This is a genomic window from Niallia sp. FSL M8-0099 (genome assembly GCF_038006945.1).
GTDB lineage: Bacteria > Bacillota > Bacilli > Bacillales > Cytobacillaceae > Niallia > Niallia circulans.
On the sequence record NZ_JBBOWF010000003.1, the window covers coordinates 150,788 to 164,861 of the forward strand.

A 14,074-nucleotide genomic window follows, 5' to 3' on the forward strand; every position below is an offset into this window, starting at 1 on the left:
AACAGTTTAGTTGTCGGGATCAAGTCCCACGGGTGCGTCCGTTCTTCCCCGGCTACTATCAATCTATAAATTGAATAAAAAATAGTCAACCAGAATTCTCTGGCTGACCTTATAATACGACGGGTGCGTTAGTTTATTAATAGTCAAACAACTTTATTATCAAATTCGAAGATAAGAATAATTATAGTGATACAAAATTAACCACTTTAAATAATCCATCCTACAATATATCGTAGGATGGTTCTTGTTTTTTATGTAAAAAAAAAAAAACGTATTTATTATCTCTATACAATTGGAGAAAAAGTAAATGAAAAATTCATTGTCAAAATTATCATTTCAACCTCACTTTTCTTAATAAAATTAAGAAAAAAATAAAGGATGATAATTTTGCTAATAAAAAAATCTAAAAATAATAAACACTCTCTTGTTTACAAAACATCTACCTTTTATACTGAGAAGCATCTAGTTAAACTCACTTATATAAATAAAATCACCTTTAATGCTGCTAATGGAAAAAAAACAATTGAAGTTTTATGGTCAAATATAAAAGAATTGCCGTTATCAAAAAATATCTCATAGGTTATCAAATAGAAGACTGAAAGAAAAATTTAAAGTTATTTCAAAAAAGTCGGGTAGAAATTTTTAATTGCGTTTAGTTATTAAAAGGGAACAAGAAAAAAATATAAAGAGAAAAATAGTAGGGATAGTAGTTATATTTATAAACGCGCAGCCTGAAGGTAGCGCGTTATTTTTTTAAAGGCTGATTTCGTATTATTAATAATATAATAATACGTAGTAGTTATCGTACTTGACGATAAGTTACTACTCGTTTGTTTTCCGTATTCTACTTTGCTACACTTAACCTAAAAAGCAGGTGATAGCATGTGTGGTCGCTTTACTTTATTTACCGACTTTGGAACAATTATTGACCGCTTTAATATCGACTCAGCAATTGAAGAATCCCATTATAACCCAAACTATAATGTAGCTCCCTCTCAATCCGTACTTTCTGTGATCAATGATGGTGAAAAGAATCGTCTTGGATATTTACGTTGGGGATTAATTCCTTCCTGGTCTAAAGATATGAAAATCGGTTATAAAATGATTAACGCTCGTTCAGAAACAATTGCCGAAAAGCCAAGTTTTCGTAATGCCTATAAAAAGAAACGCTGTTTGATCCTTGCTGATTCTTTCTATGAATGGAAACGTACAAATGAACGTAAAATTCCTATGCGTATAAAATTTAAAAATAATCAACCATTTGGTATGGCTGGCTTATGGGAATCTTGGAAATCCCCAGAAGGAGAAATGGTATACTCATGTTCTGTAATTACCACTCAACCAAATAAGCTAATGACTGAAATACATGATAGAATGCCAGTCATATTAAAACCTGAAGATGAACAATTCTGGCTAAATCCAACAAATACCGATACTAACTCGTTAAGTAAATTACTTGTTCCCTTTGACTTTGAACAAATGGAGGCTTTTGAAGTTTCAAATGATGTTAATTCTCCAAAAAACAATTCACCTAGCTTAATTCAGCAAATTTGTTAGAAAACAACAAATACTTATAGTGGTTTAAAAGCATTTATTGACGACAGTGACTTTTTGTTCAAGTTTAGATCTATTCGAATATAACGATTCTAGAGTCGAATTTTAAAATAGATGCTGCTGGAACATTAGTTATGAATTATGTATCTGGAAATTATAGAAATCTATGACTGTGATGTATCTTCAAGTATAAAAGTATATTTCACTTTTTTGTTTGTAAACAGACTGTCCTGCTCGAATAACTGACGATATCTTCTGAAACTATTGAAAATAATAGGATAAAAAGTTAAAATTAAATCAGATTATTTTTCTATTTTGGATTTTTCTTTTACTTAGTAAATGTAGAGCCTTTGGGTTCAGTTTTAATAGCAGCTGTGCTATTAACTGTCCTGAAGGCTTTTTTTTATGAAAAAAGTAAACGACAGTAAAGAAAATTAATAGAAATGAAACAAAATACTAGGAGGGAAAGGTTTTGACGACGACTAAATTATTTGATTCTAATGTCTGTAGGAGGATTACATATGTATAAAATCACATGCTTTTGTCCTCTAGAACCTACAAAGTTAGAAAGCTTATTAAAGGGTATAGGATTTTCAAGTAAAAAAGATGGATTGGAATGGTATTTTGAAGATATAGTTTTTCGTATTGAACCATTTAAAGGACATTCTAATCAAAGAGAAAAGGGATATAGAGTGTATTTTAATGGTAATAATACTATGAGCTTTGCTTATATGTTTGACCTTTCATTAGGAACTTTAAATACTACAATTACCTGTATTGAGTATATGTTAAGTGAGGAAGGGAAAAACTCTAATGATTGGCTATCACTTTTAGATAATAATCCATCTATAATTACTATTGACACAAGGGGTTTCTATCAAAAAAACAGTATAAATATAATTGTTACTAATAATACTGTAGTGTTCCAATTGAGAAGTAAAAAGAATACAAGCTTAAAATTAATAAGCGGGTTAAAAAGGATCGAAGAATTGGTTGAATATATTATTCCAACCACTTACGATCTTTTTTCATTTGAGGAGGAATTAGCATAATGGTTGATTTTTATACTAGTAAACATTTCTATCAAATTCGTGAAAATATATTATTGATTGACGGAAAAATAGAAGAAAAGGGCAATATTTCTGTATATCATCTTATAAAAGATGAACCCGCTTTTATTAAAATATCTCAAAAAGGCAATATACCAAAAATAATAAAAACAGAAGATGTATTATTCGTTGATAATTCATTAGAAATTTATCATGGCCAAAAAACAATTAAGAAACATTTTCTCGTGTCGGTTCTACTTAAATTTAATGAGCAAGAAAGATATATAACTACAGATATTTTGGCTGCTAACGAGGACCATGCAAAGAGAATTATCAAGGTAAACTATAGTATGTTTCATATTTTAAATATAAATGTTAAGAATGTGAACATTGTTAGGTTATTCAATAATATCCAATAAGGAAAAGGGAGAAACCACTATTACTATTATATCACTAGTAGTGGTTTCTTAATGAAAATATTTAATGCTGCTCTTTTTAATATTGAAAAGAAAAACGGGGAAAAGTTTTATGAATAGAATTGAAGATTTAATTGACATACTTAATAAACGTGGATGGGATTATATAATCGAAAAAAAAGGAAACATTAGATTTATTTTAGAGAATCAAGAAATTATATGTTCTAAAGTGGACTCAGAAGGCATTAAAAAAATCATACTTGATATTATAAACTGGTAAACTAGCAGGATTGCATTAGAGGGGAGAAAATCCTTTTAGAACAATTATTATACATTTTAGATAAGAAACCTTTCTCTTATAACAGAAGCGCAAATAACAGCTATTTTGTAAGTTAGAGAGTATCTAGAACACATACTTGACACTAAATCTATATTGGAGGAAATAAGATGTTATTAAAACATGTAGAATTAGAAGATATTGAAAATAATGATGGTTGGACTAATAAAGTTGACATTTATGGTTATGAAAACAAGGTATGGGTAATGGCTCATGGTTTTTTTAAAGAATACCCTACTAGGGATTTTGAGAATACAAAAAATAAAATTGATAGTATTATTGCTAAATTAAAAGAGGTGTCTTTTAAAATAATTTATATTAAACAATATTAGTACTAAATAAAGGGTATGGATAATATAATTTATCTATACTCTTTATTATATATAAATTATCTAGCTTTCTAGTTTTAATATTTTAACTTATTTTTAATAGTTTTAGATGTTTTAATATTTTATCGTAGCTTTAAACCCTTGGTACTAATAGGTTAATAGTAGACAATTATAGCAAAATTGGGATAAAATATAACATTTTTAGGATGAAATATAGCAATTTTGGGACGAAATATAGCAAATTTAGGGTGAAAATGTAACATTTTTGGGATAAAATATAACATTTTTAGGATATGTAGTTACCTTAGTTTTATAGTTTTAATATTTTAGGTATCTGATGAACCCTTGATATATCTGTGTTTAATGATAGTAAATATATCATATTTGGGATAAAAAATAACGTTTTTGGGATAAAGTATAACAATTTTGGGATCAAATGAACAAATGATATTTAAGCACGTTACATTTAGTTGATAATTTAAAGACATCTTTTATAAATTGCATTTCTTAAATTACTCGAGTCAGAGGATCTTTAAAATCATAATGATATGCATATATTTTTTATTAAAAAATATATTTAATACACTCTTAAAAATTACTACTAAAAAACATCCCAAATATGTTATCTTTTTTCAGATTTTGAATTATAACATATTTGGGATGTTTTTTCTTTTAATAATTGAACTATAAAATTTTTTGGATGTAATGTCTTTTGGAATGAAGGAACTATAACATATTTGGGATAGTGTTATCTTTTGATAAGTGAACTATAACATATCTGGGGTAGGGTTATATATAGAAAAAGCGAAACTATAACATATTTGGGATAGTGTTATCTTTGAGATAAGCGGAACTATAACATATTTGGGATAGTGTTATCTTTGAAAAAAAGCGAAACTATAACATATTTGGGATAGTGTTATCTTTGAGATAAGCGGAACTATAACATATTTGGGATAGTGTTATCTTTGAAAAAAAGCGGAACTATAACATATTTGGGATAGTGTTATCTTTGAGATAAGCGGAACTATAACATATTTGGGATAGTGTTATCTTTGAGATAAGCGGAACTATAACATATTTGGGATAGTGTTATCTTTGAAAAAAAGCGGAACTATAACATATTTGGGATAGTGTTATCTTTGAAAAAAAGCGGAACTATAACATATTTGGGATAGTGTTATCTTTGAGATAAGCGGAACTATAACATATTTGGGATAGTGTTATCTTTGAGATAAGCGGAACTATAACATATTTGGGATAGTGTTATCTTTGAGATAAGCAGAACTATAACATATTTGGGATAGGCTTTAGAAAGTAGAAGATCTTATTGATTAGAATATTCTGAAATATAACAGTTAATAATCTTTTGTTATATTTCACTTTCTTTTCTCTGAAAATAATGTCATAATTTGTTTAAGATTACAAACTTGTTAGTAGGTGATAGTTTGATAGAAACAAAGCAAGTTGAATTTAAAGTAAATGATCTAATCATCCAGTCTAATGATTTAATAGAGGCTTATTATGATAATGAATTAACCACTTTAGAGCATAAGTTTATTCGATATGTTGCTAGTAAAATTAAGAAAAATGATTCCCAATTTCCAGACTATACAATTACTGTTAAAGAATTTGCAGAAGTCATGAATGTTAAAGGAAATAATTATCATAGTCAGATAAAAGAGTTAGCTGATGATCTAACAAGAAAAAGAATAAAGATTCGCTCGTCTAATGATAAAATGGGATGGTTTCCATGGTTTAGCGCTATTATATATGATAATGGTACTGTTCATGTTTCTTTTAATCCAATAATTAAAGATTATTTAATTAGCTTAGACAGTAGATTTACAGGATATTCTTTTGATGATATAAAAAAATTAAAAAGTGGATATACAGTGAGAGTTTATGAACTGTTAAAACAGTATGAGAAAATTGGAAAAAGAACAATAGAGCTAGATGAACTTAAAAGGATGATTGGAGTAGGGGATAAGTATCCTGTATACGGGAATTTCAAACAACGAATATTAAATGTTGCCAAAAAAGAGTTAGAAGCAACTGGAGAATTATATTTTTCTTTTAAAGAAGTCAAACAAGGTAGAAAAACAGTAGCAATAGATTTTAATATTCATAAAAAAAGTCCTAAACAACAAACTCCTCTTTCCAAAGAATCACAGGAATTTGTTGAATCAGTAAAGAAATCTCTATATATTCATGGCATCGATATTTCTGATAAGAAAATTCTATCCTGGAAAAAGTATGGAATAGAATTAATTTTAGAAGTTTTGGAAGAAATAAAGCATAGAGACATTGAAAATTATGAGAATTACATATCAAAAGTGTTAAAAAGTAAGTATGAAAATAAAGAAGTTGATCCTGATATAGGAAAAGTGGAAAATACTAGCAAAGAAATAATAGATGATATAAATGAAATAGATGAATCTCTATTAAATCTTGCTCGTCAAAACATCGTTGCAAAATATGCGCCTGGTAAGGAATTAATTCCAGATTATTTTCTAGAAAAAGAAGTAATTCCATTTTTCATGAAGTTCATGAACGTTAGTGAAAAAGTTGCAAGTGAATTATGGGAAAAATATAAAACAATTATTATGTATCAAATTAAAACCAAAAAAGATGAACAATTACAGAAACGATATAATAGATAACATAACAAAAAATAACTCAATGGGACTACCCCAAATATGAAGGTAAATCAAAGTTACCTTATATTTGGGGTAGTCTTTTTTGCGAAGGAGATTGAATAATGAAGAAGGAAAGAATACATTCAATTGATATTATAAGAGGATTTGCAATCTTAGGCATAGCTTTTGCAAATATATTACCCCTAAGTGGTCCTCATTTATATGAATCCTCTCCAAGCAGTATTTGGATGGATCCTATTGATAAACTAGTAGAATCGATTTTATTTATCTTCGCTGAAGGTAATTTTTATTCCCTCTTCTCTATCCTTTTTGGTTTTAGCGCAATTATTTTTATGGAGAACGCAGAAGACAAAGGATATAATCCTTACTATTTATTCTCAAAGAGATTATGGATACTGTTTGCAATTGGATTCTTACATGCCTTTTTCATTTTTTATGGAGATATACTCATGATATACGCAGTAATAGGTTTGTTCTTACTTCCTGTTTATAAAGTTCCTGGTCGTGTTATGATGCTGCTGATTGGTATATTTATGATTCCAATGTTGTTTGAATTAATTAAGATACTGTTATTTGATTATCAAATTGCAGCTGTTGATTATAACTTATTACAAAATGTGATTATTAATTATCAAACAGGGGGAAGAATTGCATTATTACAAAATACTGTTGATTGGTTAACGATTTACTCTATAGAAAATCTTCCATCTTTGTTCTGCAGTATTTATCCAATGTTTTTGTTAGGGATGATATTAGGAAAAAATAAAGCATTGATTACTAATATTAAGGAAATCCACAAATTAATGTGGGTGATAAGTGGTAGTATTGGTATTGCAATAAAAACATTAGCAATAATATATTCTGACTCCTACTTTTTAATAAGACTTTCCGAAATTTTTGGTAATATAAGCATGTCCATATTTTATGGTTTATCTATTCTGTTATTACTAAAAAAAACAGGAAAGCATTTCAAATTAATTGCTAATATAGGAAAAACATCTATGAGTAATTATTTATTCCAAACAACATGTTGTTTTTTCATGTTTAAAGTATTTAAGTTATATGCACAAGTTTCACCTGGTCATTTAGTTTTTCTTTCTATAGCTTTAATATTCATACAAATATTATTAAGTAATTGGTGGTTAAAAAAACATAAGCAAGGACCCATTGAATCGGTATGGCGTAAGTTAACTTACTATAAAAGGACTCCTTCCTATAATAGGGTTGATAAGAAATAGATATAATAGTAGAATGAAAATGTAACTATTTTATATTTTTAACATTTTAGCAGCCTTTTATTGGCTAGCAGTTTAGATATTAAACGCAGCGTCCTTTGGGATGATTTATTGAGTATTACACTTTATGTGTAATTCATTAAACCATCTCTCAGGGCGCTTTTTGCGTTTTATATAAATAATATATTGAGAGGATGAAGAAAAATGATGAAAGAAACAATTAGTAAGGGGCCAGTTTTACAAGGAAATGTATTTGAGGAAAGTAAAAGAAAAGCAGAAAAAATTATTGCTAGTAAACCAATCTTACATTCTCGTCATAGTATCGAGATCATTTTGCCAGATGGGGAACGAAGAATATTTAAAGCTAAGTCAGTGTCAAAAGAACATGCATTTAATGAATTCTTAGTATTTATTGAGTGTTTAGAGCAAGGAATTAACTCAAAAGTAATGTGGAGGTATAAAGGCGATAAGGTTTATCATTTTAGTACAACTATCTACGAAAAACCTTCTACAATTACACGCTTAAAGAAAGCGATAATGGGATATTTTTTTGATATTGAATAAAGAGCTATGAGGACATTTACATTTAATTAAGAGAGGTAGATTTATTATGAGTAGATACAACGACGCAAAGGAATATATTAAGTATTTTGGGGAGAATGACACTAGTCTTCCACATTTACTGGCTATTATTGTCGGTGAAACCGTATGTGACTCAACGATCGATACTTTAGGTGAGTTAGGTTTAAGTGGGATTTCTCAATTATCTGAAGAGGAGCTATTGAAGTTCGAAGGAATAACTACGGAAACTTTATTTAGAATAAAAGCACTAAATGGAATCTTAAATATGGTACCAAAATTTGATTGGCAATCGGAATTTAAAATATCTTCTAAATTTGATGTAATTGAATGTGTGAGAGATATTCGTTATAAGCAGGATTCACAATTAGATCTTTTATTTTTAAATAAGAATAATGTGGTTATAGGCAGACAAAATATTGTTAAAGGGACTAGAACACTCAATAAAGACTTAGTTCATTTGGCATTTCGACAAGCAATTAAAAGAAACGCTTCAAAAATAGTAGTCTGTAGTAATGAACCTGCAGGTTATGCAGTTTTAAAAGATGAAGACTATTCTTTATTCGACTATTTTTTATCTATATCCAATCTAATGAATGTTGAGGTACTTGATCATATTATTTTGGGTAAAAAAATGTGCGTTTCTATTGCGGAAGAGATTACGAATAAGTCCAAAGGAGAATTAGCATGAAAAACCAATGTAACCTAATAGGCCGATTGAGTAGAGATCCTTATTTAGCAGGTACAGAGGAAAATCCAGTCTGTTTTATGACACTTGCTGTAAATCGAAACTATAGAAATCAGCATGGAGAAAGAGAGGCAGACTTTATTCCAATTAAAGCATTTAAAGAGAAAAAGTTAGCTACCACTTGTCATAATAATTTACAAAAAGGTAGTTTAATTGCTGTTACAGCACGTTTGCAAGCAAAATTTAAGGATAATAAAACAGAAATTGAAATCATTGCAGAAGATATAGTCTTTTTAGATTCAGGTAAAAGGAGACTGAAGACTGAGGATGATGGAGAGAATAATCACAAATATTCATATGAGGAGAATTATCATCAAGAGGATATAATGCCTTGGGAAAGATAATATTGAGTAAACGTTCATTCTAATAGAATGGGCGTTTTTTCATGATTAAAAATAGGAGGAAATAACATGTCTCATATAGGTAACAAACGTGCGACACGTTGAGCTATAAATGACATTAAAAAAAGTCGTGAAAAGCTCGGATATGGGATTGCAAATTCATATCTAACTGTCATTCCAAACTATGAATGAGGGAACTAACCACCCCGAAGCATAGTCACTAAGACTCCTACATGCGTCAACTCCCTCCGAAGGATTTGAGGTGTGAAGCTAGGTAAAGTCGATTGAAGTTGGTCCCAATGCTGTTATTGTAATGGTTCAACGATAAATCGGGTGTCTATAAAATATATATGGTGAGAATGTCCTTGTAACTGACGAACTTTCGAATGTACACAACTATAACCTAGATGATTAGGAATAATCATCGCCGTATAAAGCGGTACTTGTGAGGATGAGTAAGAATGTTTGTTATGAAAATCCTTAGCAACAAAGAAGGGTTGCTCCAGCAAGTAGTTGTAAAGAAAGCACCTAAGTATATATGAACAGATAGGAATGATTGGAACGTGGAAAGCGAGTAACGTGGAGGTTCGGAGACTTTTGAAGCGTTCATACGGAAAAGAGCAAATCTATAACGTGTGTTAATACTCGTGATGGTGGTGGCATGGTACCGAAGAAACAGGGATAACAAACTGTGGAGGGAAGGCCACTAGTCTAACGGAATTAAACAGAAAATTACTAGGGTAAGCAATCGGTTAGGACAAGTAGGCAAAATCCTTTTAAAGGAGAGTAGCGAACTTACCAATGAATGATAGTGTAAGATATTCCGAATATTATTTAATGCAACCAATTTTTGATAATCTATACGCAAAATCAAAAGAAAATTTTTCATTTTCTAATCTCTATGAACTAATTATTAGTAGAGACAATCTACTTTTAGCATATAGAAATATCAAATCTAATACGGGGAGTAAAACTGTTGGAACAGACGGATTAAGTATCAAAGATTATAAAATAATGGATGAAGCTACCTTTATCAATAATATCCGAGAAAGGTTAGCCAACTTCCACCCTAATAGTGTACGTCGAGTTTTCATTCCTAAAGCTAATGGAAAGGAAAGACCGCTTGGCATACCTACAATGGAAGATAGACTTATCCAACAATCCATAAAACAGATACTTGAACCAATATGTGAAGCGAAATTCTTTGAACATTCCTACGGTTTTAGACCAAACCGCTCAACACATCACGCTCTTGCAAGGATGCTAAACCTTATAAACGTAGGGAAAAATCATTATGTTGTTGATATTGACATTGAAGGATTCTTCGATAACGTCAATCACAACAAATTGATTAAACAACTATTTTCTTTAGGTATTAAGGACAAAAGGCTCCTGGCAATTATTAAAAAGATGTTAAAAGCCAATATTGAAGGTGAAGGGATACCAAACAAAGGTGTTCCACAAGGTGGAATACTTTCCCCTTTACTCTCAAATGTCGTTCTTAACGAACTCGACCATTGGGTAAGTGACCAATTTGAAACCTTCGACATTAGCAAACTAGGAAGTAAAGATACTCGTAAATACCGCTTTTTGCAGACCAAAACAAACATGAAGCAAGGCTTTATTGTTAGGTACGCAGACGACTTTAAAATCATCACAACTTCATATAATGAAGCGAAAAGATGGTATTTTGCAGTACAAAATTTCCTTGAAAAGAGACTAGGTTTAAATATCTCGAAAGAAAAATCGAAGATAACAAATCTCCGCAAAAGAAAATCCGAATTTCTTGGATTCAAAATTAAAGGGGTTAGGAAAGGAAAAAGAATCGTAGCACATAGTTTCATCAGCGATAAAAAGAAACAAGATATTATACAATCCTTACGCCAAAGAGCTAGAACACTATATCGTTCTAACACCCGAAAAGAAGCATATGAATACAACTCTTATATTAGAGGAATTCATAACTACTTTTCTGCTGCATCGCACGTTAGCGTTGATATGAAAGAAATTGCCTACAAAACTTACCGAACTATATGGAATAATCTTTCAAAAATTAGTGGATCAGGCAAATGTGAAGTGAAAGGATATGAAAAATACAATTACACTACCTTTTCCATCAAAGAAGTACCTTTAATTCCTGTTTCAGCGGTGAAATCTATCGTGGTGAAACAATTTCAACAGGATATTAATGACTACAGTCCGAAAGGTAGAGAGCTAAATAGTAAAGTCAATCTCATGTATAACATTCAAAAAGCTGTGCAACAACTAGCTAAAACTTACATTGAGAAAAGAAGCATTCAATACAATGATAATCGTGTCTCAAAGTTCAGTGCCAGTAAAGGCAAATGTTTTGTTACAGGTGTGGACCTAACTATAGACATTCACAACTATCATTGCCACCATATTACACCTATATATTTAGGTGGAACTGACGAATACGAAAATTTGGCTGTACTTCATAAATTTGCTCATATCTTGGTTCATGCTACGAAAGAGGAAACTATAGAAAAATATATGAGGTTGTTGAATATAAACGAATATCAACTAAAGAAATTAAACAAGCTTCGTAAAGCTTGCAAACTTCAACCTATTAAAGACTAGTAAACTGTATAACCAGTTAGATGGGGCGCCGTATGAGGTGAAAGTCTCACGTACGGTGCTAACCGGGGGAAAAGTCGGAGATTACATCAAAGACTTACCTATCGGAACTAAAAGCAGGTTTTTTTGCAACACCTGAAACACAAGGTGAATATATCATTAAATTACTAAATGTCGAAGGTAGTGGTGTTTGGTTTGATCCCACTTGCGGAGAGGGAGAGATTCTAAATCAACTTGCAGCTGCCTTTAATAATGAAGAGACTATTATTAATACTTATGGAGTCGAACTTGATAGAAGACGTGCTGAACGCGCTTCAAAGCTTTTGAATCATTGTATAAATGCCCCTATAGAATCTATGGTAATACAAATTGAAGCTGTGTCATTCTTATTTCTTAATCCACCATATGATTTTGCATTAAAGGGGATGGATGATTCTTCAGCCAAAAGAAAAGAATGGGTTGAATTAGAAAGGAATTATAGATATCTAAAAGAGAATGGAATATTGATATATATTATTCCTTCATATCGTTTTGCAGATCAAAAAATTTCTAGGTTTTTAGCAACTAACTTTAATGAAGTTGGCATTATGCGATTTTCCAAAGAGGATTATGAAGACTATAAACAGTGTATTTTTATTGGAAGAAAAAAGGCAGGAAAATATAAAGGAATTAATGAAAAATTATTTGATTTTTTATTAAGAATGGATTCCGAGGAATTTATATTAAAGAATGTAAATACGATTGATCAGATTGTAACTAGAGAATTTAAATGGAATGTACCAAGCGGTTATAAAAACTTATCTACATTTTATACAAAATTGGCAAATAAAGACGATTTTGTTGAAAGTATTAGAGAGAGTAAAGGATTCGAAGCTTTTATGAATAGAACCAAGCCACGTCAATTAAGTATAGGTGGAGAACCTATTCTGCCGCTTAATCAAGGGCAATTGTCTTTATTATTAGCAAGCGGAGCGATTAATGGTGAGCTAGGTGAAGGCGAAAATTATCATTTAGTACAAGGTCTTGAATCCGTTTCTAAAATTGTGGATGAAGAGGTAAAACATCACGACAATGGCAGCAAGACTGTAATAACTAAAACCAGAACAAAGAGGGATGTATCTGTAAAGATAATAACTCCAAATGGGATGATAAAAAAATTAGTGTGACGGTGATTGATATGATAAAAATTTTAGAATTATTCGGAGGTATTGGGGCCCCAAGAAAAGCTTTATTAAATCTGGGGGTTGATCATAAAGCTATAGATTATGTAGAGATAAAAGAAAATAGAGTACGTGCTTATAATGCTCTATATGACCATGCTCATAAACCACAATCCGTTGTTGGATGGAATCTGAAGCCGGATATCCTTATCCACGGATCTCCCTGCCAAGATTTTTCAAGGTCAGGATATAGAAAAGGTGGAAATATAAAGACTAAGACTCGCAGTTCATTAATGTTTGAAACGCTTAAAATTATAGAAAATATGGGGAAGTGGAAACCAAAAGTTGTAATTTGGGAAAATGTAAAAGGCGTTTTAGATAGAGACCTAATTGGCCCGTTTAACTCTTATATTCAACAAATGCGTAAACTAGGATACACAAATTCTTTCGATGTTTTAAATGCTGTTGACTTTGGTATTCCACAGCAAAGAGAAAGAGTGTTTTGTATATCCATTTTTGGAAAAGAGGCATTTGACTTCAATAAATTAGAAAGAACCCCAATGCGTCATATTAGTGGATTCTTAGAGAATAAAGTAACTGGTTCTCAGTATTTGGTTAATGTTCCAAGTATGTTGAGTAGAATAGAAGAATTTAACCCAGTTAAGGAAACGGATAAGTATAAACGTAGATTATCCGTAATAGAAGATTATTGTTGGACTATAACAGAAAGACAAGATCGATGTCCTAACGCTGGAATTATTAGATTAAAAGATAAAGAGGGATATAGATATCTAACTGAAAGAGAAGTATGGAGATTAATGGGTTTTGATGATAGGGATTTTGAATTAATCTTGGAACAATTCCCTTCTAGAAAGGGTTGTAGAAATGCTACTCTTTACGAACTAGCAGGAAATAGTATAGTCGTCCCAATTTTAGAAGCAATTTTTAAAGTTATTCTAAAAGAGGATTTTGCAGAAGATTTACTAACAAATACAAAAGGGCAATTAGAGTTGATTATTTAATTAAATGGAAAAAACGGATTAGATCTAATATTCTAATCCGTTTTTT

The 14,074-nt window shown here is 30.6% G+C and carries 13 protein-coding genes; all 13 read left to right on the forward strand.

Going from position 1 to position 14,074, the window contains the following annotated elements:
- Positions 1 to 882 precede the first annotated feature (882 nt).
- The 13 genes from NSQ92_RS25100 to NSQ92_RS25160 all read left to right on the forward strand — a co-directional run bounded on the left by NSQ92_RS25100 (position 883) and on the right by NSQ92_RS25160 (position 14,028).
- On the forward strand, positions 883 to 1,557 hold the full coding sequence (locus NSQ92_RS25100) for an SOS response-associated peptidase (protein WP_341123848.1): 675 nt from the start codon (positions 883 to 885) through the stop codon (positions 1,555 to 1,557).
- A 518-nt stretch (positions 1,558 to 2,075) separates the two neighbouring features.
- Complete coding sequence (locus NSQ92_RS25105; RefSeq protein ID WP_144545589.1) at positions 2,076 to 2,606, forward strand: hypothetical protein; 531 nt, start codon at positions 2,076 to 2,078, stop codon at positions 2,604 to 2,606.
- The gene (locus tag NSQ92_RS25110; protein ID WP_341123849.1) at positions 2,606 to 3,022 is read left to right on the forward strand and encodes a hypothetical protein; all 417 of its coding nucleotides are present in this window, start codon (positions 2,606 to 2,608) and stop codon (positions 3,020 to 3,022) included. Before NSQ92_RS25105 ends, NSQ92_RS25110 begins: the two co-directional genes overlap by 1 nt.
- Positions 3,023 to 3,131: 109 nt before the next feature.
- Positions 3,132 to 3,299 carry a hypothetical protein gene (locus tag NSQ92_RS25115; RefSeq protein WP_341123850.1) on the forward strand — a complete coding sequence of 56 codons (168 nt, stop codon included), beginning with the start codon at positions 3,132 to 3,134 and terminating at the stop codon, positions 3,297 to 3,299.
- Between the two features lie 167 nt (positions 3,300 to 3,466).
- Positions 3,467 to 3,688, forward strand: coding sequence for a hypothetical protein (locus tag NSQ92_RS25120; RefSeq protein WP_016205245.1), 222 nt, complete (start codon positions 3,467 to 3,469; stop codon positions 3,686 to 3,688).
- 1,427 nt (positions 3,689 to 5,115) lie between these two features.
- Entirely contained in the window at positions 5,116 to 6,348 is a 1,233-nt protein-coding gene (locus tag NSQ92_RS25125) for a replication initiation protein (protein WP_341153312.1), read from the forward strand.
- 98 nt (positions 6,349 to 6,446) lie between these two features.
- Positions 6,447 to 7,583, forward strand: a complete 1,137-nt coding sequence (locus tag NSQ92_RS25130) for a DUF418 domain-containing protein (RefSeq protein WP_144545594.1) — start codon at positions 6,447 to 6,449, stop codon at positions 7,581 to 7,583.
- A 201-nt stretch (positions 7,584 to 7,784) separates the two neighbouring features.
- Positions 7,785 to 8,144 (forward strand): DUF6018 family natural product bioysynthesis protein, encoded by a 360-nt coding sequence (locus NSQ92_RS25135; RefSeq protein ID WP_144545596.1) that lies wholly within the window; start codon positions 7,785 to 7,787, stop codon positions 8,142 to 8,144.
- Between the two features lie 46 nt (positions 8,145 to 8,190).
- Positions 8,191 to 8,850, forward strand: coding sequence for a JAB domain-containing protein (locus tag NSQ92_RS25140; RefSeq protein WP_341123853.1), 660 nt, complete (start codon positions 8,191 to 8,193; stop codon positions 8,848 to 8,850).
- Positions 8,847 to 9,251 carry a single-stranded DNA-binding protein gene (locus NSQ92_RS25145; RefSeq protein ID WP_016205240.1) on the forward strand — a complete coding sequence of 135 codons (405 nt, stop codon included), beginning with the start codon at positions 8,847 to 8,849 and terminating at the stop codon, positions 9,249 to 9,251. The genes NSQ92_RS25140 and NSQ92_RS25145 overlap by 4 nt, the downstream gene beginning before the upstream one ends.
- A gap of 798 nt (positions 9,252 to 10,049) precedes the next feature.
- Positions 10,050 to 11,849: a group II intron reverse transcriptase/maturase gene (ltrA, locus tag NSQ92_RS25150; protein ID WP_341123854.1), complete on the forward strand. Its 1,800-nt coding sequence runs from the start codon at positions 10,050 to 10,052 to the stop codon at positions 11,847 to 11,849.
- 80 nt (positions 11,850 to 11,929) lie between these two features.
- A complete protein-coding gene (locus NSQ92_RS25155) occupies positions 11,930 to 13,012 on the forward strand; it encodes a DUF6094 domain-containing protein (protein WP_341161098.1) in 1,083 nt (360 codons plus the stop codon).
- A gap of 11 nt (positions 13,013 to 13,023) precedes the next feature.
- Positions 13,024 to 14,028, forward strand: coding sequence for a DNA cytosine methyltransferase (locus tag NSQ92_RS25160; protein ID WP_341123897.1), 1,005 nt, complete (start codon positions 13,024 to 13,026; stop codon positions 14,026 to 14,028).
- Positions 14,029 to 14,074 lie beyond the last annotated feature (46 nt).